General features: G+C 43.6%; 16 protein-coding genes. 9 read left to right on the top strand and 7 right to left on the bottom strand.

Translation table 11 applies throughout. From position 1 onward, the window contains the following. Nucleotides 1-3: 3 nt before the first annotated feature. The 4 genes from R7H07_RS14785 to R7H07_RS14770 all read right to left on the bottom strand — a co-directional run bounded on the left by R7H07_RS14785 (nt 4) and on the right by R7H07_RS14770 (nt 4,190). Nucleotides 4-744 (bottom strand): ABC transporter permease, encoded by a 741-nt coding sequence (locus R7H07_RS14785; RefSeq protein ID WP_005378436.1) that lies wholly within the window; start codon nt 742-744, stop codon nt 4-6. Nucleotides 745-825: 81 nt separating this feature from the next. Beyond that, a complete protein-coding gene (locus R7H07_RS14780) occupies nt 826-1,596 on the bottom strand; it encodes an ABC transporter substrate-binding protein (protein WP_005378437.1) in 771 nt (256 codons plus the stop codon). An 83-nt stretch (nt 1,597-1,679) separates the two neighbouring features. Next, complete coding sequence (locus R7H07_RS14775; protein ID WP_054729268.1) at nt 1,680-2,450, bottom strand: ABC transporter ATP-binding protein; 771 nt, start codon at nt 2,448-2,450, stop codon at nt 1,680-1,682. Between the two features lie 264 nt (nt 2,451-2,714). Further along, on the bottom strand, nt 2,715-4,190 hold the full coding sequence (locus R7H07_RS14770) for a hypothetical protein (RefSeq protein ID WP_053307480.1): 1,476 nt from the start codon (nt 4,188-4,190) through the stop codon (nt 2,715-2,717). Nucleotides 4,191-4,644: 454 nt separating this feature from the next. Here R7H07_RS14770 and R7H07_RS14765 point away from each other — a divergent pair, with 454 nt between their 5' ends. From R7H07_RS14765 to R7H07_RS14725, 9 genes are all read left to right on the top strand, one after another. After that, nucleotides 4,645-6,192: a DUF3360 family protein gene (locus R7H07_RS14765; protein WP_005378441.1), complete on the top strand. Its 1,548-nt coding sequence runs from the start codon at nt 4,645-4,647 to the stop codon at nt 6,190-6,192. A 303-nt stretch (nt 6,193-6,495) separates the two neighbouring features. After that, nucleotides 6,496-8,772, top strand: a complete 2,277-nt coding sequence (pflB, locus tag R7H07_RS14760; protein WP_005378442.1) for a formate C-acetyltransferase — start codon at nt 6,496-6,498, stop codon at nt 8,770-8,772. A 153-nt stretch (nt 8,773-8,925) separates the two neighbouring features. Continuing rightward, nucleotides 8,926-9,903: a lipid A deacylase LpxR family protein gene (locus R7H07_RS14755; protein WP_005378443.1), complete on the top strand. Its 978-nt coding sequence runs from the start codon at nt 8,926-8,928 to the stop codon at nt 9,901-9,903. A gap of 211 nt (nt 9,904-10,114) precedes the next feature. Then, a complete protein-coding gene (gene pflA, locus R7H07_RS14750; protein ID WP_005378444.1) occupies nt 10,115-10,855 on the top strand; it encodes a pyruvate formate lyase 1-activating protein in 741 nt (246 codons plus the stop codon). A gap of 154 nt (nt 10,856-11,009) precedes the next feature. Beyond that, nucleotides 11,010-11,675 (top strand): energy-coupling factor ABC transporter permease, encoded by a 666-nt coding sequence (locus tag R7H07_RS14745; protein ID WP_053303246.1) that lies wholly within the window; start codon nt 11,010-11,012, stop codon nt 11,673-11,675. Nucleotides 11,676-11,811: 136 nt separating this feature from the next. Continuing rightward, nucleotides 11,812-12,312 carry a YfbU family protein gene (locus tag R7H07_RS14740; RefSeq protein WP_005378446.1) on the top strand — a complete coding sequence of 167 codons (501 nt, stop codon included), beginning with the start codon at nt 11,812-11,814 and terminating at the stop codon, nt 12,310-12,312. A 493-nt stretch (nt 12,313-12,805) separates the two neighbouring features. Beyond that, nucleotides 12,806-14,740, top strand: a complete 1,935-nt coding sequence (locus R7H07_RS14735; protein WP_005378447.1) for a PrkA family serine protein kinase — start codon at nt 12,806-12,808, stop codon at nt 14,738-14,740. 47 nt (nt 14,741-14,787) lie between these two features. Next, nucleotides 14,788-16,059: a YeaH/YhbH family protein gene (locus tag R7H07_RS14730; protein WP_186584396.1), complete on the top strand. Its 1,272-nt coding sequence runs from the start codon at nt 14,788-14,790 to the stop codon at nt 16,057-16,059. 11 nt (nt 16,060-16,070) lie between these two features. Then, nucleotides 16,071-17,630 (top strand): SpoVR family protein, encoded by a 1,560-nt coding sequence (locus R7H07_RS14725; protein ID WP_005378449.1) that lies wholly within the window; start codon nt 16,071-16,073, stop codon nt 17,628-17,630. A gap of 79 nt (nt 17,631-17,709) precedes the next feature. Here R7H07_RS14725 and kdsB read toward each other — a convergent pair whose 3' ends face one another. The 3 genes from kdsB to lpxK are packed head-to-tail and all read right to left on the bottom strand — an operon-like array spanning nt 17,710 to nt 19,632. Further along, nucleotides 17,710-18,465, bottom strand: coding sequence for a 3-deoxy-manno-octulosonate cytidylyltransferase (kdsB, locus tag R7H07_RS14720; RefSeq protein ID WP_053349434.1), 756 nt, complete (start codon nt 18,463-18,465; stop codon nt 17,710-17,712). Next, nucleotides 18,465-18,644, bottom strand: a complete 180-nt coding sequence (locus tag R7H07_RS14715) for a Trm112 family protein (protein ID WP_005378451.1) — start codon at nt 18,642-18,644, stop codon at nt 18,465-18,467. Before R7H07_RS14715 ends, kdsB begins: the two co-directional genes overlap by 1 nt. Further along, nucleotides 18,625-19,632, bottom strand: coding sequence for a tetraacyldisaccharide 4'-kinase (gene lpxK, locus R7H07_RS14710; RefSeq protein WP_017820019.1), 1,008 nt, complete (start codon nt 19,630-19,632; stop codon nt 18,625-18,627). The genes R7H07_RS14715 and lpxK overlap by 20 nt, the downstream gene beginning before the upstream one ends.

Below are 19,632 nucleotides of genomic sequence, written 5' to 3'. Positions count from 1 at the left end.
AACTTACCTCGCATGAATACTGAACTTACGCTCAACAAGCTTGAGTAGCCCGGTCGAAACGCTGGTAAAAAATAGAAAGATGAGCGCGACAGCCATGTAAAAGGTGAACGGCATTTTGGTGGTACCTGCTGCCAATGAGCTCATTCTCACCATGTCATCCAGACCAATAATGGAAACTAACGCTGTGGTCTTAAGTAACACTAACCAGTTATTACCAAATCCAGGTAATGCATGACGAATCATCTGAGGCAGTAAGATTCTTCTAAACGATAAAGCAGAACTCATCCCATAAGCTTTCGCCGCTTCTAGCTCACCTTTGTCCACCGCCATGATCGCTCCACGAAAAGTCTCCGCCATGTAGGCACCAAAGATAAAACCAATCGTGAGTACACCAGCAATAAATGGGCTGACATCAATATAATCAGGTAAGTAAGACGTCCATTCATGGTTTGGATCACTCGAGGCAAACCACTCGTTGAGCGTTTCGTTGATGGAGTAAAGGCTGTTATTTAAAAGTATTTGTCCACCAAAGAAAATTAGCATCATCAGAACCAAATCTGGAATGCCGCGAATGACGGTAGTGTAAAGAGTGGCAATCGCCCTTGCCCATTTGTAAGGTGCTAACTTAGCTAATGCGCCAAGCATTCCTAAGACCATGGCGAGAATGAGTGAAAGCACTGCAACTTCTATTGTTACTAAAGCTCCTTTCAAAATCGAAGCTTCGTATCCTTGTAAATCTAGCATAGGTGAGTTCCTAATCCCTAAACTCAAAAAATCGACCGTTGACTACTTCTAGGAACAAGCCAACGGTCGCTTAATTACGGTTTATTCACCGTACACATCGTAGTTAAAGTATTTACCAGCAATTTCTTGGTAAACACCTTTCTCACGTAGTGAAATAATTGCTGCGTCGAGTTTCTTCGTCAGATCTTTGTCTTGTTTACGAACAGCGATACCCATACCTTCGCCAAACCATTTTGGATCGGTTAACGATGGTCCAACAAACTCATAAGCTTCGCCACCTGCTTTGTTGATCACACCCTCTTCTAGAGCAGACGCATCACCTAAAACGGCAGCAATTCGACCATTTTCTAGATCAAGATACGCTTCATCAAAAGAGCCATAACGCACAATTTCAACATCATCGCCGTAGTTGTCAGTTAAGTACTTGTCATGTGTCGTCGCACGTTGCACGCCAATTTTGACATCTTTAAGATTATCAAAATCTAGACCCGCACCTTTCTTAGCGATAAATTTATTTGGGATTTGTGCGTACTTGCCAGTGAAATCGACTTTTTTCTTGCGCTCTTCAGTGATAGACATTGCTGCGATGATGGCATCGTACTTACGTGCAAGCAGAGAAGGAATAATACCATCCCAATCTTGAGCGACGATTTTGCACTTCACTTGCATCTCTTCACAGAGTGCATTTGCCATGTCTACGTCAAAGCCTTTTATTGAGCCATCAGTTTCTGTCCAGCTAAACGGAGGGTAAGCGCCTTCGATACCAAAGCGAACTGTTTTCCATTCTTTCGCTTGGGCAACACCTGATACTGCCGTTGCAGCAATCGTTGCTGCTAATAACCACTTTTTCATTTCCATACTCCTGTGATTGCTATTTTATTTCGTTTTGTTTGTTGTGTTGGCTTAGGAGGCAATAGTCTGCCGCCTAACAAATATTAGTAAATGGATGAGATAAACTGCTGTAATCGTTCTGAATCCGGGTTTGTAAATAGCTTAGCTGGATTTCCCTGTTCTTCCACTAAGCCTTGATGTAAAAACATCACATGGTTTGATACGTCACGCGCAAACGCCATTTCGTGCGTGACCACCAGCATAGTTCGCCCTTCATCTGCCAAATCTCTCATTACCCCCAGAACTTCTCCTACAAGTTCTGGGTCAAGCGCAGAAGTTGGCTCGTCAAACAACATCACCTCTGGGTCAACTGCTAGCGCACGGGCAATAGCTGCACGTTGCTGCTGGCCGCCAGATAAGTGCCCAGGGTAATAATCTTTACGCTCATACAAGCCTACCTTCTTAAGCAAGACTTCTGCGTTTTCAATCGCTTGAGCTTTTGGAACGCCTAAGACATGAACAGGCGCCTCAATCACGTTTTCTAGTACGGTTAGGTGAGACCAGAGGTTGAAACCTTGGAAAACCATTGCCAGGCGTGAGCGAATACGTTGGACTTGCTTTTCATTAGCAGGAACAGATTCACCTGCTCTGCTGTTCTTCATTTGGATTAATTCACCATTTACCCAAATTTCGCCCGCGGTAGGCGTTTCTAGCAAGTTGATACATCTGAGAAAGGTACTCTTACCTGAGCCGGAAGAGCCAATAATGGAGATAACATCTCCTTTGTGCGCGGCAAGTGAAATGCCTTTTAAAACTTCATTTTGTCCAAATGTTTTGTGCAGGTCTTTTATATCTAGCGCTGGTACATCATTCATGCGCCCTACTCCCTGTGTTTTTGTCACTGCAATTAAGGGACTCCGCCCTCTCTAATTCGGAACAAATTAGCACCGCCCTTTGAAACTTGCAACAAATTATTAACCTAAATAATTCGAATAGAAAGATACGATAGACAAATTAATATGCAATATATAGCAACATATTCTTCAAAAGTTGAATATTAAATATAAAAAAGCCCCTTTCAAAGGGGCTTAATAAATTTACAAAAGTGTTAATTGAAACCTATTCGAGGTCGCAATGAATTAATTAAAACGACTGACTACCAACGAGTTTGAAGTACGTAATGTCACTTCATTTTCTAAGCCTTCTTTTTCAGAAGTAATGATGCCATCTAGGTCTTCATCTAGTTCAGGCTCTGACGCTTCACCATTGGAGAAGAAGCTCATGAAAACTTTAGAATCAATATTACTATCTTCATTCACTACCAAAGCAGTGCGATTAAAATCGTCCGAAGCTGAAACTTTCAAACCGTTAACGGCCGATGTTGGGAAGTTGTAGTAATGCAATTCTGGAACAACAACAGAATCACTATCACTTGTTGTGAAAATGCGATGTGTGACTCTGTAGTCGCCTGAAGTTGCAAAGTAAGCGACACGAGTAAAGCCTTCAGTAGACGATGTTAAGCCCATGTCCAGATCAATCACGGACTCTGCACTTCCTTGCGCTGATACACTTGGTTTTGTGTTCGGCAGGTTATCAATATTTAAGTAAGCACTCGGATCAACGTCAATATCCCATCCGTCAGAGATCGTTTCGTTAAGTAGAGACTCCCAACCATTAACTTGATTCTCTGAGAACGCCATGTATACCCAAGTTTCTTTATTCGTTGCACTAGGGCGATTATATTCAACGGCCGTTTTATCCAGCTTCAACGCGTCATATGCAAAGCCGTTAGTAACAAAGCCAATGTTGAGCGAGTCGTAAGTATAGTCAGAAGACGAATAAATGTTTGACGTATTATCCGCTCTAACTAAGGCTATCTCACCAGTTCCCCACGAACCAATACCATACTGGTAAAGCGCTTTGTCGCTTGAACCTGATTCATACTGAAACAATGCCGTTGGTTCACCTTTAAGCCCCATCAGTTCATCAGTAGGCAACATATCAGGGTTCGGAGACGTGAAAATATCGGTTTGCGAGACAAAGTTGTAATCTCCGCCACCTGATTCAGCGTTTCGGTAATCTAAGTTAGTAAACTTATTGCTTGCTAAGTTACCGCCAGTAAAGCATTTGTTCAAAGAGTCTCGGTTTAGTGCAAAAGTAGCATTACGTAGTTTCTTATCTTGCAAGAACTCTTTTGAAAACGTGTTTACGCGAGCTTCTTTGCCGTTAAATTCTATTGCTTGAAACGTCACAAAGCCGCCGTCAGGGATATCTTCAAGATAAAACTTAAAGTTATCAGTGGTAGGTTTGATAATGTCTCCGGATCTTTTGCCATCGGCATCAGAGTAGTAACCGATAACATAGTTGGTCACTTGCTCTTTTGACGCTGCACTATAGGTTAAAACCGTTTTATCGCCGTTCAGTTCAGTTTTGTGGTCATATACAGTACAACCTTTCGTAGTTGCTTCACTTTCAGTCATTGTTGCTGGTATAGCAAAATCAAAAGTAAACGCAGTTTTCGGCGCTGCACCACCGCCACCGCCGCCACCGCCGCCGCAACCGACCATTAACCCTGAGATGATTGCCACTAGTGGCAGTACTTTAAGCTGTTTCATGTCTTTTTCCTAAACTGAGCGGCAATGATTAGCCAAAAAATTGTCTTTGCTCTGTCCAAAGCAAGAATAAAGCCAGCTTTATATAATCATCGTGAATATTGACATTTAATCTGCATCTCGTGCAAAAGGACAAAAAGTTCTAATTTTATGCAACTTGTGTAATGAAATTACACAAGATCTCCGCATCTCATTCGCATGCCAGAAACTTTCTGTAGTTTTATTTCACAACCATTCTTAAAGTGATCTAAATCAATCACCCTAAATGGCTATCTTGCTAGACTCCTGCCAAAAGATGAGGCTTTTTTTTGTGCCTCAACACAATAAGTTATTAGCTATGCTTAGGCACAGTGTCGACGTGTAACAAATCTAACAATAGCTAGCATAAGCGTGCCGCAGGATGCGGATTAACACAATTGAATGAAGAATTCATAACTTTTAAATATATGAGGAATCTATGTCAGACGCAGTTAACAAAACGCACTCTGATTCAGATATCGAGACCAAGAGCTACCGTGAGCTTCATCGTCCAGCATCTGAGTTCGCAAGCCGTTCAGACTACCTAGACCACGAACTACAAATTATGAAGCCACGTCGTTTTGGCTTGAACTTGCCAGGTCGTGACTTCCGCTTTGAGCTTGAAGACCTTGTTCCAGCACTTGCTGGTACTATCGGTATTATCGCAATGTACTCTGCGGTAATGATGTCTTGGGCTGAAGGTCTTACTGCAGCATGGGACCACGTAAACTTAGGCAAGGACTTTGCTATCGAAGTTGCGCGTGTAGAAATGCTCATCCCTGCACTTCTTTTCTGTGTACTTGCCTCTGGTTTTATTAACCCTAAAGCCAACCTAGCAGGCAACCACGGCCCAATGATCCCTCTTATTGGTACCATCGCTCTTGCTGGTGCTCACCCTCTTGCATTAGCAATTCTCATTGGTGTGTTTGGTTTGATTTTGAGCCTCTTAAAAGGTGGGTCAAAACTGGTTAACCTCACCTCTGAAGGTACGGCTGGTGGCCTTCTTATTTTCCTAGGTTTAACCGGAACCATGAGCCAAATTAACTCTATTCAAGCTTGGGCTGTTGGTTTGCAATCCGATACGGTTGCCGCTGGTAGCATGGGTTACATCGGTCTAATTGTTCTTGCGGTTACCATTGGCTTATACGCGTTCCTTGCTAAAGTGAACAAACGCTGGCTAGCGATCCCTGTTTGTGCCTTCACTGGGCTTGCAATCGCACTTGCTCTTGGCGCAGGCTTCGATATTAAATTCGTAACCGAGACAGGCCTTCCAAACCTAAATCCAATCTACTGGTGGGGTTCCACAGAAGAAGGTTGGATGCTTGGTCTTCCTAATATGGAACACTTCATCGCTTCACTACCATTCGCGATTCTTGCGGTAGCAATGTGGTCACCTGACTTCTTGGGTCACCGTATCTTCCAAGAGATGAACTACCCACGTAAGAGTGAGAAAGTGCTGATGGACGTTGATGACACAATGACAATGTGTTCCGTTCGCCAAATGGTTGGTACTGCAGTGGGTGGTGGTAACATCACATCATCTTGGGGGACTTACATGATCCCTGCTGCAATCGCGAAACGCCCTATTCCTGCTGGTGCCATCTTACTAGGCTCTCTATGTATTATTGTTGCAATCCTTGGTTTTCCTATGGACGTTGCAGTATGGCCTCCAGTTATGCGCGTTGCTCTTCTCGTTGGTGTATCTCTACCACTGCTTGAAGCTGGCATGCAGATGGTGAAGGACTCGAAAGACTCACAAGCAGCAGGTATCTGTATCTTTGGTTCTGCCGTTGTTAACCCAGTTCTAGCTTGGGCACTAACTATGCTTTTAGATAACAACGGTTTAATTGGAGATAAAGAGCGCGCGTCTCGCCTATCATTTGTAGACAAGATTGTGATCCCAGTAAGCGTACTTGTTATCTGTTTAGTTGCTATGCTTGCAGTTGGTATGCTTGAAGGCCAGTATGGCATCCAAGCTTGGCTATAAGCTAGCAGTCCAGAAATTTGTGGGTAGCGCTCGTCGCTACCCCATTTTTATCGAGATTTTTGAGGATTTATTGATTTAGTTTAAGGTTTGCAAAAAAATTTTAGTTTAACCTCTAACTGTTGCTTAAAAAGAGAAACGTTAAAACTAGTGACAATATTTATAGTTTTGTAAATCGAATACGTAAATTTAAGACTATAAATATTGTTATTCATAAGAGTGTACTGTTCCCCTCTTTTATCTGGGGATAGCTGGCTCAACGGCGAAGCAGTACGTATTTTTTTCTACTAAAAAGGTAGGTATGTCATGGCAGAGCAATTTGCTAAAGCTTGGGAAGGTTTTGCTGCAGGCGACTGGCAAAACGAAGTAAACGTTCGTGATTTCATTCAGAAGAACTACACTCCGTACGAAGGCGACGAATCTTTCCTAGTTTCTGAAGGTACTGAAGCGACTAACAAGCTTTGGGCTAAGGTAATGGAAGGCATCAAACAAGAGAACGCGACTCACGCTCCTGTTGATTTTGATACTTCAGTTATCTCTACCATCACTGCTCACGATGCAGGCTACATCGAAAAAGACCTAGAAACTATCGTAGGTCTTCAAACTGACGCTCCTCTAAAACGTGCGATCATCCCTAACGGTGGTATCCGCATGGTTGAAGGTTCATGCAAAGCCTACGACCGCGAGCTAGACCCACAAGTTAAAAAAATCTACACAGAATACCGTAAAACTCACAACCAAGGCGTTTTCGATATCTACACTCCTCAAATCATGGCGTGTCGTAAATCTGGCGTACTGACTGGTCTTCCAGATGCATACGGTCGTGGTCGTATCATCGGTGACTACCGTCGTGTTGCGCTATACGGTATTGACTTCCTAATGAAGGATAAATTCGCGCAGTTCTCTTCTCTACAAGAGCGTTTTGAGAACGGCGAAGACCTACAAATGACAATGCAGCTTCGTGAAGAGATCGCAGAGCAACACCGTGCTCTAGGTCAAATCAAAGAAATGGCTGCAAAATACGGTTGTGATATTTCTCGTCCTGCTGAAACTGCGCAAGAAGCTATTCAGTGGACTTACTTCGGTTACCTAGCTGCTGTTAAATCTCAAAACGGTGCGGCTATGTCTCTAGGTCGTACTTCTACGTTCCTAGACATCTTCATCGAACGTGATATCGCGGCTGGTAAGCTAACTGAAGAACAAGCTCAGGAAATGATCGACCACTTCGTAATGAAACTACGTATGGTTCGTTTCCTACGTACTCCTGAGTACGATGATCTATTCTCTGGCGACCCTATCTGGGCAACTGAGTCTATGGGTGGTATGGGTCTTGACGGTCGTACGCTAGTTACTCGTACAAACTTCCGTTTCCTAAACTCACTATACACTATGGGTCCTTCTCCAGAGCCAAACATCACTGTTCTTTGGTCTGAGCAACTACCTGAAGGCTTCAAGAAGTTCTGTGCGAAAGTATCTATCGATACTTCTTCTATTCAGTACGAAAATGACGACTTAATGCGTCCAGACATGAACTCTGACGACTACGCGATCGCATGTTGTGTATCTCCAATGGTTGTTGGTAAGCAAATGCAGTTCTTCGGTGCTCGTGCGAACCTTGCGAAAACAATGCTTTACACCATCAACGGTGGTGTGGATGAGAAGCTAAAAATCCAAGTTGGCCCGCAAATGCCTAAGATCGAAGGCGATGTTCTTAACTACGATGAACTGTGGGAGAAAATGGACCACTTCATGGATTGGCTAGCGAAACAATATGTGACTGCACTAAACGCTATCCACTTCATGCACGATAAGTACAGCTACGAAGCGGCACTAATGGCTCTACACGACCGTGACGTTAAACGTACTATGGCTTGTGGTATTGCTGGTCTATCTGTTGCAGCTGACTCACTATCTGCAATTAAATACGCAAAAGTTAAGCCAATTCGTGACGAAGACGGTCTAGCAATCGACTTCGAAATCGAAGGCGATTACCCTAAATTCGGTAACAACGATCCACGCGTTGATGATATTGCATGTGAACTTGTTTCTGTATTTATGGGCAAAATCCGTAAGCTTAAGACTTACCGTGATGCAATCCCTACTCAGTCAATTCTTACTATCACTTCAAACGTGGTTTACGGTAAGAAAACTGGTAACACGCCTGACGGTCGTCGTGCTGGTGCTCCATTTGCTCCAGGTGCAAACCCAATGCACGGTCGTGACGAGAAAGGTGCTGTAGCATCACTAACTTCAGTTGCTAAACTGCCGTTTGCTGACGCACAAGATGGTATCTCTTACACATTCTCTATCGTACCTAACGCACTAGGTAAAGATGAGGGTTCACAACGCGCTAACCTTGCTGGCCTTATGGATGGTTACTTCCACCACGAAGCGGGTATCGAAGGTGGTCAACACCTAAACGTGAACGTTCTTAACCGTGAAACTCTAGAAGACGCAGTTAAGCACCCAGAGAAATACCCTCAGCTAACAATCCGTGTATCTGGTTACGCTGTTCGCTTCAACTCTCTAACTGCAGAGCAACAAGCTGACGTAATCGCGCGTACATTCACTGAGTCTCTATAAGACTATAGCGAAATAACGTTCTAGTAATACAACAAAGGCTGATGCTAAGTAGCATCAGCCTTTTTTTATTTCTTGAATGAAAGTTGTGATATCGCGAAAGACTTTTGCCCGCATTCTTACGTATGATGCGAAAAAAGTTAGCAAATAAAGTCTATGAGATTTAGTAAATTAATTATTCTTACCCTTCTTTCTCCAGTTGCAATAGCATCCACTAAGTCTACGGTTTCTTTTACCATCGACAACGATGGTATTTTTGGCGTCGATCAAGACTATACGAATGGTGTTTTCCTTTCTTACGCGACAGACCAACTGACACAAGAAAGCCAATGGAAATGGCTGAGTCTAGCTAACTCAGAGCACGCCAATATCGATAAAATAGAGTTGGTTCTTGGCCACAAGATGTGGACTCCAAGCGACATTGAAGCCGATTATCCACTAATCAATGATCGCCCATATGCCGGTTACCTACACACCGAAATCAACTACCTTTCCCTAACGAGTGACAAAGCTGTACGGTACAATTTCACCATAGGAACTACGGGTGAAAGTTCGCTATCAGAAAAGGCGCAAGAAATCGTTCACGGCATAACAGGATCGACGGACCCTCAAGGTTGGGATTACCAGATTGAAGATAAAGTGGCGTTCAGCCTTGGTTACCGCGTATTTAACAAATTGATGCGCAGCGAAGAACAAAAAACACAATGGGAGATCACCAACATTAACGACATCAATGCGGGTAACTTCCGTAGTGATGTCTCTCAAGGCGTCATGTTTCGTTGGGGTACAAACCTAGCGAATAGCATCGGAGCCGCCAATATCAGTGTCGAAAGCCCTTTCTCAGCAAGTATGATCGCTCAGAACACGTCGAGTTGGTTCTTGTTCACCGGGTTTGAAGGTCGTTACCGCTTTAATGACATGACTATCGAAGGAGATCGTCCTGGCATTCCTGAACCGTCAGCGCCATACGACGTCACACTGCAAAATTGGCAAGCAAGTGCCGTCGCGGGAGTATCTTGGTACAACCAAAATTACGGTGCAAGCATCACCTTTACAATTAAAACACCGGATTATGAAGAAGCCCAAACCGATGTTTATGGGACAGGCTCGTTCTCCGTGTTCGCCTTTTTCTAAAAACTGGATTATCCCAGCATCGAAGTCAATCTAGATACACGGCAAGTTCTCGGGGTAGGTATTAACCACCTCGTGTTCAAGCGTTTATGTAGATTGGCTCCACCTATTTTCTTTCTTCAAATAACCTTGCCTTTAGTACCGACAAAGCTGTTTTAACCCTGCTTTTTGTAATAAAATAACAGCTAGAATTTACTAGTAATGAGAGCAAAAGATGTCAACAGCTGGTCGTATTCACTCATTTGAGTCATGTGGTACCGTAGACGGACCTGGTATTCGATTTATCGTCTTCTTGCAAGGTTGTTTAATGCGCTGTAAGTATTGCCATAACCGCGATACTTGGGACACGCATGATGGCAAAGAAGTCACGGTTGAAGAAATCATTTCCGAAGCGAAAAGTTACCGCCACTTCATGAATGCATCAGGTGGTGGCGTTACTTGTTCTGGCGGCGAAGCGATGCTTCAACCGGAATTCGTACGTGATTTTTTCCGCGCAGCTAAAGCCGAGGGCATTCATACATGTCTAGATACTAACGGTTATGTTCGTAAGCACACTGATGTTATCGATGAAGTACTGGATGCAACAGACTTAGTCATGCTTGACATCAAACACATGAAAGACGAAGTGCACCAAGATCTCATCGGTGTATCCAACCGACGCACATTGGACTTTGCTCGTTACTTACAAAAAATCGGAAAGAAAACATGGATTCGCTATGTCGTCGTGCCTGGTTACACAGATGACCCAGAAGCAGCACACATGCTTGGTGAATTTATTAAAGACATGGATAACATCGAAAAGGTCGAGTTACTTCCTTACCACAAATTAGGGGCTCATAAGTGGGAAGCGTTAGGCTTAGAATACCCACTCGAAGGCGTAAACCCGCCACCGAAAGAAACCATGGATGAAATTCAATCCATTCTTGCTCAATACAACGATAACGTAAAATACTAAGTGAACCGCAAGACTAACCTCTTTAAAATACCAGCTTATTGCTGGTATTTTTTTGATTATATCTAAGCCTTATCAGTGAGTTTCTCTGCGGTCATTTAGGTATAAAAAGAACGATAGAAATGATTGCGTCATGTTCGCATAGGAAGGAAGTAACATGGATTTGTTTAACTTAGGCTCTCTTGTTGTCTCAATTTGGATAGTAGTAGTCTACTGCCTACCAGATTGGAAAAAAGTCGTTTGGCCAAAACTGGAAAAAGAGAAAGGATTTCAGCACCTCGTTTTTGCAACGCTCTTCTTTTTCAGTATTTTATGGGCCGCTCAAGCAGGTGTAAAAGAAGGATTACAGATTCATTTTCTTGCACTAACAACGCTGACGATGATGTATGGTTGGCGCATGGCATTTCTACTCAGCATTCCCGCTATGTTGGTCAACCACCTACTACATGATGTGTCCTTGCTACTCTTACCCACGTCGTTAGTTCTATCTGCCCTAATTCCGATTTTCATTAGTTACTTAGTGTTTCTTCTGAGTTACCACTACTTGCCACGAAACATTTTTGTTTTCATCTTCGTTGCTGGATTTTTCAATGGCGCGATAACAGGAAGTCTGCACCTCATCATTAACTCTTTTTATCACCTATCAGTTGGTCACTACGATTGGGAAACCATTCAACATAACTACTTTGTTTTTGTGCCGTTGCTCGCCTTTCCAGAAGGTCTATTAAATGGTATGGCACTGGCGGTTTTAACCGTATTCAAGCCAGAGTGGCTGAGAGTATTTTCAGACCGAGACTACATATACAATCATTACCATAAATAAGTGTTTTCAAACTGGTCAAAAGTGACAGTTCTTGCCATTTTTTAGTATTAAATATGTGTTGAGATCATGTTTCACTCATGTCTTAAGCGTTAACCTAAGCACATTAAAAATGTATTAGATATCTAGTGAGGTCACCATGGAAATGTCAAACGCTCAACGTTTGATTCTATCAAACCAATACAACCTTATGTCTCAACTTGATCCAAGTAATGCGGCCAAATACAAACGCTTACAAACGATCGTTGAACGTGGTTATGAACTACAAATGCGAGAGTTGAACAAAGATTTCGGCTGCCTCTCAGAAGCAGAATGTCGTGAGATCATCGACGTTATGGAGATGTATCATGCGATGCAAGAATCTTACAACATGCTAGACGATGAAGATCGCAGCAACGTGGATCAACGTCGCTTGAAGTTCTTGGGATTTGATATCGCTTCAGAAGCGCAACAAGTACATTACGTACGTTTTCTCATCGATTCTGAAGGTTTGTACCCTCAGTTTGACAAGGCAGATCATCACTTTAACAGCCAAATGCCGATGCTAGATAAATACCGCCGTATGCTGCAAACTTGGCGTAACTGCCCTCGTCAGTATCATTTATGTGAAAACGAACTAGCGCAAATCTTCAGCGCATAAAATGGTCATCTAAGAATGAGGAGAGCGCCCGCTCTCCTTGTTATTTACCCTGTCACAAACTTATCTAAGACTTTGCTCTCTTCCTACCTCTTTCACTTGCCTTGCTCAATGTAGAACAACGAATCACTGAGACTCTTCCGTCTTTGCCAAATATTTGATTTCTATTGCACCTATTCACGACATAAATTCGTCCTAAATAAAAGAGTGATTCAAATGTCACTTTTACAATAAATTCATAATTGTTAAGCAAAATTGCAAATCCCCGACTAGGCTTAAGTAGAGAAAGGCTGTGATTGAAAAATTCATATCCACCGCTCACCGTTGTAACGAAAAAACCGTCCATAAAGCAAAGTCTTTGGTGTCGCCAATCTTACATTCTGTACGAACCAAATGTGATAACAGGACGTATATTCAAACAACAACGAGCATAACTGTTGGTGGAAAGCCTGAATCAACGTTCGTCGGTAGACTGACTATTAAAGGGGAAAGCGACATGAGTATTTTCGACCACTATCAATCAAGATATGAAGCTGCAAAAGATGAAGAGATGTCGTTACAGGAGTTTTTAGCCCTGTGTAAAGATGACAAAAGCGCTTATGCTAATGCAGCAGAACGCCTACTGATGGCGATTGGTGAACCAGAGATAATCGATACGGCAAAAGATCCGAGACTAAGCCGAATCTTCTCGAATCGTGTTATCTCTCGTTATGAAACCTTTAAAGACTTTTATGGCATGGAAGATGCCATAGAACAAATTGTGTCTTACCTAAAACATGCGGCGCAAGGTCTAGAAGAGCGTAAGCAGATTCTTTACCTACTCGGCCCTGTCGGCGGTGGTAAGTCTTCGCTTGCAGAAAAGCTTAAGGCTCTGATGGAACAGATGCCTATTTATGTTCTTACTGCTAACGGCGAACGCAGCCCAGTGAATGACCATCCATTCTGCCTATTCAAAGCCACAGAAGATGGCGATATTTTGAAAAAAGAGTATGGCATCGAGCACCGTTATCTTCGCTCGATCATGTCTCCTTGGGCCGCTAAACGTCTTCACGAGTTTGGTGGTGATATCACCAAATTTAAAGTAGTGAAAGTACGCCCTTCTATCCTTGACCAAATCGGTATTGCCAAAACTGAACCAGGCGATGAAAACAACCAAGATATCTCATCATTGGTTGGTAAAGTCGATATTCGTAAGCTTGAACACTATTCGCAAGACGATCCAGACGCTTACAGCTACTCCGGTGCGCTGTGTAAAGCAAACCAAGGTTTAATGGAATTCGTTGAGATGTTCAAAGCACCAATCAAAGTGCTTCACCCGCTGCTAACAGCAACGCAAGAAGGCAACTTCAACGGTACAGAAGGCCTTTCTGCGATTCCATTCGACGGTATGATTCTGGCTCACTCAAACGAATCTGAGTGGCAGACCTTCCGTAACAACAAGAACAATGAAGCGTTCTTGGACCGTGTTTATATTGTGAAAGTACCTTACTGTCTACGTGTTTCAGAAGAAGTCAAAATCTACCAAAAACTTCTCGAAAACAGTGAGTTATCTCAAGCCCCTTGTTCACCAAGCACACTCGAGACTCTGGCACAATTCAGTATTCTTTCTCGACTTAAAGAGCCTGAGAACTCGTCCATCTTCTCTAAGATGCGCGTATACGACGGTGAAACGCTGAAAGATACGGATCCAAAGGCAAAAAGCTATCAAGAGTATCGTGATTATGCTGGTGTCGATGAAGGCATGAACGGTCTCTCAACACGTTTTGCCTTTAAGATTTTGTCACGCGTATTTAACTTCGACCAAACCGAAGTGGCAGCCAACCCTGTACATCTATTCTATGTGATTGAACAACAGGTTGAGCGCGAACAGTTCCCTGCTGAAACAGCAGAGAAATATCTCGAGTTCTTGAAAGGCTACCTAGTACCTCGATACGTTGAATTTATCGGTAAAGAGATTCAGACCGCTTATCTTGAGTCTTACTCTGAATACGGCCAAAACATCTTCGACCGATATGTCACCTATGCAGACTTCTGGATTCAAGACCAAGAGTACCGAGATCCAGAAACTGGTCAGCTATTTGATCGCTCTTCACTGAATGCTGAGCTAGAGAAGATCGAAAAAACAGCTGGTATTTCTAACCCGAAAGATTTCCGAAACGAAATCGTTAACTTTGTGCTTCGTGCGAAAGCGAATAACAATGGTCAAAACCCGGTTTGGACCAGCTACGAAAAACTGCGCACAGTAATCGAGAAGAAAATGTTCTCCAATACCGAAGAGCTACTTCCGGTTATCTCATTTAATGCGAAAACCTCTTCTGAAGATCAGAAGAAGCACGACGACTTTGTCGCTCGCATGATGGAAAAAGGCTATACCGAGAAACAGGTTCGCCTACTTTCTGAGTGGTACCTACGAGTACGTAAGTCATCCTAACCCAGTATTGAGTTAGGTCGCTTGTGAAACATGAAGAGGGCTATTTCATGGCGCAATTTATAGACCGAAGGCTCAATGGCAAGAACAAGAGCGCTGTTAATCGACAGCGCTTCTTGAAGCGCCACAAAGAGCAAATAAAAGAGTCGGTAGCAGACGCAGTGAATCGACGCTCGATTACGAATACGGAAACGGGCGAAGACGTCTCTATCCCTCACAAAGACATCAATGAGCCTATATTTCATCAAGGCAAAGGTGGTGTTCGCGAACGAGTTCATCCCGGTAACGATCAATTTATTGCTGGTGATAAAATTGAGCGTCCCAAAGGTGGCGGTCAGGGTAGCGGCTCAGGAGAAGGGAACGCCAGTCCAGATGGAGAAGGCCAAGACGAATTTGTATTCCAAATATCAAAAGATGAGTACCTCGATATTTTGTTCGAAGATCTCGAGCTGCCTAATCTAGAAAAAAACCAAATTGCCAAAATCACTGAATGGAAAACACACCGTGCAGGCTTTCAAACTGCCGGTATCCCTTCCAATATCGCCGTAGTACGTTCTCTGCAACAATCTCTTGCGCGCCGTACTGCAATGACTGCCGGTAAGAAACGACTTCTTAAAGAGTTAGAAGACGAACTTGCTCGCATCAAAAATATTGAACCTGCTCAGCAGTTTGAAGAGAACCGCTTGAAGGCTGAAATTGAAGAACTGCGCAAGAAAATCGAAAGCGTGCCGTTCATCGATACCTTCGACTTACGCTTCAAGAACTATGAGAAACGCCCGGTACCATCGAGCCAAGCGGTCATGTTCTGTCTAATGGACGTATCCGGTTCGATGGATCAGGCAACGAAAGACATCGCAAAACGCTTCTATGTTCTTTTGTACTTGTTCTTAACTCGTACCTACGAGAATGTCGAAGTCGTCTTTATCCGCCACCATACCCAAGCGAAGGAAGTGGACGAGCACGAATTTTTCTACTCACAAGAAACCGGGGGCACCATTGTATCTAGCGCACTCAAGTTAATGGATGAAATAGTAAAAGAGCGATACCCGATTGGTCAGTGGAACATATATGCAGCTCAAGCATCCGACGGTGACAACTGGGCAGATGATTCGCCAAGGTGCCGGGATCTATTAGTGAACAAATTACTTCCAAACTGTCAGTACTACTCTTACATAGAGATCACACGGCGCTCGCACCAAACTCTATGGCATGAGTACGAAAAACTCACTGAAGAGTTTCCTAATTTCGCAATGAAAAACATTCGCTCTGTGGAGGATATTTTCCCAGTCTTTCGTGAACTATTCCAAAAAGAAACGGCGTAAGGAGGCTAGCGATGAATACCGCAACGAGAAACCTCTCAGGAGAGGCGCCTAAGAAGCGTAACAGTAAAGTGTTGCCAGATGGACCAGATTGGACATTTGAGCTGTTAGAGCGATACCACAAAGAAATTAAGCGTGTCGCGGAGCATTATCGCCTAGACACTTACCCTAACCAAATAGAAGTGATTACTTCAGAACAGATGATGGATGCCTACTCAAGTATCGGCATGCCAATCAATTACAATCACTGGTCATTTGGTAAAAAATTCATCCAAACAGAGCAGAACTATAAACATGGTCAAATGGGGCTAGCCTACGAGATTGTGATTAACTCCGACCCTTGTATTGCTTATTTGATGGAAGAAAATACGGTAACAATGCAAGCACTCGTTATAGCGCACGCGTGTTACGGCCATAACTCTTTTTTCAAAGGTAATTACCTATTCCAAACGTGGACTGACGCCAGTTCTATTATCGACTATCTGCTGTTCGCCAAAAAGTACTTAGCCGAATGTGAAGAACGATATGGCGTAAAAGAAGTGGAAAAGCTTCTCGACTCTTGTCACGCGTTAATGAACTTTGGTGTAGACCGCTACAAGCGTCCAGAGAAAATCTCAATTACAGAGGAAAAAGCAAGACAAGAAGAACGCGAAGCATACCTACAATCTCAAGTTAATGAGCTTTGGCGCACGGTACCAACAGCCAAGACGAAAGAGGAAGACATTAAAGAGCGATTCCCAAGCGAGCCTCAGGAAAATTTGCTCTACTTCTTCGAAAAACATGCTCCGTTGTTAGAGCCATGGCAACGTGAAGTTGTTCGGATCGTCCGTAAGATCAGTCAGTATTTTTATCCGCAAAAACAAACGCAAGTCATGAATGAGGGCTGGGCAACGTTCTGGCACTACACCATACTCAACCATCTTTATGATGAGGGCTTGGTGTCTGAAAAGTTCATTCTAGAGTTCTTACATAGCCACACCAGTGTCGTGGCTCAGCCGCCTTATAACAGTCCTTACTTTAATGGCATTAACCCCTACGCGTTAGGCTTTGCCATGTTCCGAGATATTAAGCGTATCTGTGAAGAACCAACTGATGAGGACAAGGAGTGGTTTCCAGACTTGGCAGGAACCGACTGGTTAGATGCAGTGCATTTCGCGATGCATAATTTCAAAGATGAAAGCTTTATTAGCCAATACCTTTCTCCGAAATTAATGCGTGATTTCAAGTTGTTTGCGATCAACGATGATGATCATAAGAACTTTATTGAAGTCGCTGCGATACACGATGAGATGGGTTATAAACGCATTAGAGAAACCCTAGCCGCTCAGTATAACTTATCTAATCTTGAGCCAAACATTCAGGTGTTTAATGTCGATGTCCGTGGTGATCGCTCGCTTACGTTGCAGTACGTTCCTCACAACCGCATCCCACTTGATGATAGTTACGAAGAAGTTCTAAAGCACGTGTATCGATTATGGGGCTTTGATGTCATTCTCCAAGAAGTGAAAGACACCGGTCACCGAGAGGTGTTAGCGACCTGCCCTAAACGGAACCAATACGACACTAACATTTAACTAATACCGCGATACAAGTAAAACAAAAAGGCTCCTAATTCAGGAGCCTTGTTTATTCTTAAATCTATATGAGCATTTGTTACGCTTGCTTTGCAACAATCGCGCGCACGGCTTCTAGATCTTCGGGCGTATCAACGCCTGCTGCTGGTGCTTCTTTCGCTACCGCCACATGAATTTTTTCACCGTACCAAAGCACTCGCAGTTGCTCAAGACACTCAATCTGCTCTAATGCACTTGGTGCCCAGTTGACATACGTATTAATGAAACCAGCTCGATAAGCATAAATACCAATATGACGCATTAATGGGTTGGCAATGGTTTTGTCTTGTTTAGCAAAGTTATCGCGATCCCAGGGGATGGTTGCTCGACTAAAGTACATCGCATAGCCTTGCTCATCTGCGACAACTTTAACAGCGTTCGGGTTGAACACTTCCTCTTCCGAGTCTATTTCTACAGCTAACGTCGCCATCGGGGCTTCACACCCAGATAAGTTATCAGCAACCTGACGAATGATGGACGGCGGAATCAAAGGCTCATCCCCTTGCACATTAACAATAATGTGGTCTGACGGAATAGCCATCTTTTCAACAACTTCGGCAAGACGCTCCGTACCTGATTCGTGGTGGGGAGAGGTCATACAAACTTTACCACCAAATGACGAAACCGCTTTCGCAACACGCTCGTCATCAGTTGCAACGATGACATCTTCCGCACCCGCTTGTAGCGCTTGTTCATAAACCCACTGAACCATAGGCTTACCACCAATATCCGCTAGCGGTTTACCAGGCAAACGGCTCGATGCGTAGCGCGAAGGGATGACAACCGTAAAAGACATTAGCGTCCCTCATCCATGCTCATAGTGCGAGCTTCAGGCTCTAGCAGAACTGGAATACCCTCTTTGATCGGGTAAGCAAGGCGATCCAATTTGCAGATCAACTCTTGATTATCTTTATCGTACGTCAGCTTACCTTTGCAAACAGGGCAAGCTACAATCTCAAGTAGACGGTGATCCATAAGCCGCTTTAACCTCTTTTATTCTATTTAAAATTTGCTCTGCATCGTTTGATTCAAACTGGGCAGATACAGGCAGATACCACCAATTATCTTGCGCATAATGGCTGCACTTGACGGCATCTTTCTCGGTCATAACCACATTGGTCCCTTGTTGAGCCAATGCTTCTAATTCTTGTTGATCAAAGTCTTGATGGTCAGCAAAACCTTTTGTGACTTTAACATCTGCGTTCATCGAGTTTAGTGTATGAAAAAACCGCGGAGGATGCCCAATGCCCGCAAATGCGACGAGATCTTTCAACTCCGAGACATCCACATGTTGCTTAGTCTTAAGATTAATAGCTTTAGAGGGTGCTAAAGCCATTGCGATTTCGCCCGTATGCGCTTGACCGCCATTGGTGATGATAAAGTCGACTTCTTTAAGTCGCTCAATACCTTCACGTAAAGGACCTAATGGAATCAGGCTTTCATTCCCAAACCGGCGATTCCCATCCACAATCACTAACTCAATATCACGGCCTAACGCATAATGTTGTAATCCATCATCCGTAATTATGATATCCACATCCAAATCTAGCAGTGCTTTCACTGCATTTGAACGCACAGGATCTACCGCAACAGGTGCTCCTGTACGGCGATGAATCAACTTAGGTTCATCGCCACAATGCTTCGCTGGCGTATCTTCTTTTAGCACTAACGGATAGGCAGGAGCCTTTGCCCCATAACCACGAGAAACAACCCCCGGCTTAAAGCCCATTTGCTGTAGTTGCTCAACAAGCCACACAACAACTGGTGTTTTACCATTGCCACCAGCAGTGATATTGCCAACCACAACAACAGGTATTGGCGCATTATAAGCTTGCTTGCGGCCAGTTTGGTATTGCTTTCGCTTTGACTTGCTTATCGTTCCAAATAATAAACTCAGTGGCCACAAAAGCGGCCACAAGAGGTATTTTATTGGATGGTTTTCAAACCAGATTTTTTCAATCAC

Source organism: Vibrio sp. Vb1127 (assembly GCF_033338735.1).
Lineage (GTDB): Bacteria > Pseudomonadota > Gammaproteobacteria > Enterobacterales > Vibrionaceae > Vibrio > Vibrio alginolyticus.
This window is presented reverse-complemented; position numbering and strand designations above follow the sequence as displayed.

Coding starts and splice junctions, on each gene's coding strand:
- kdsB (WP_053349434.1), bottom strand. CDS start 18,465: ATGTCTTTTACGGTTGTCATCCCTTCGCGCTACGCATCGAGCCGTTTG.
- R7H07_RS14755 (WP_005378443.1), top strand. CDS start 8,926: ATGAGATTTAGTAAATTAATTATTCTTACCCTTCTTTCTCCAGTTGCA.
- R7H07_RS14715 (WP_005378451.1), bottom strand. CDS start 18,644: ATGGATCACCGTCTACTTGAGATTGTAGCTTGCCCTGTTTGCAAAGGT.
- R7H07_RS14780 (WP_005378437.1), bottom strand. CDS start 1,596: ATGAAAAAGTGGTTATTAGCAGCAACGATTGCTGCAACGGCAGTATCA.
- R7H07_RS14730 (WP_186584396.1), top strand. CDS start 14,788: ATGGCGCAATTTATAGACCGAAGGCTCAATGGCAAGAACAAGAGCGCT.
- R7H07_RS14770 (WP_053307480.1), bottom strand. CDS start 4,190: ATGAAACAGCTTAAAGTACTGCCACTAGTGGCAATCATCTCAGGGTTA.
- R7H07_RS14765 (WP_005378441.1), top strand. CDS start 4,645: ATGTCAGACGCAGTTAACAAAACGCACTCTGATTCAGATATCGAGACC.
- R7H07_RS14725 (WP_005378449.1), top strand. CDS start 16,071: ATGAATACCGCAACGAGAAACCTCTCAGGAGAGGCGCCTAAGAAGCGT.
- pflB (WP_005378442.1), top strand. CDS start 6,496: ATGGCAGAGCAATTTGCTAAAGCTTGGGAAGGTTTTGCTGCAGGCGAC.
- R7H07_RS14740 (WP_005378446.1), top strand. CDS start 11,812: ATGGAAATGTCAAACGCTCAACGTTTGATTCTATCAAACCAATACAAC.
- R7H07_RS14785 (WP_005378436.1), bottom strand. CDS start 744: ATGCTAGATTTACAAGGATACGAAGCTTCGATTTTGAAAGGAGCTTTA.
- R7H07_RS14775 (WP_054729268.1), bottom strand. CDS start 2,450: ATGAATGATGTACCAGCGCTAGATATAAAAGACCTGCACAAAACATTT.
- pflA (WP_005378444.1), top strand. CDS start 10,115: ATGTCAACAGCTGGTCGTATTCACTCATTTGAGTCATGTGGTACCGTA.
- R7H07_RS14735 (WP_005378447.1), top strand. CDS start 12,806: ATGAGTATTTTCGACCACTATCAATCAAGATATGAAGCTGCAAAAGAT.
- R7H07_RS14745 (WP_053303246.1), top strand. CDS start 11,010: ATGGATTTGTTTAACTTAGGCTCTCTTGTTGTCTCAATTTGGATAGTA.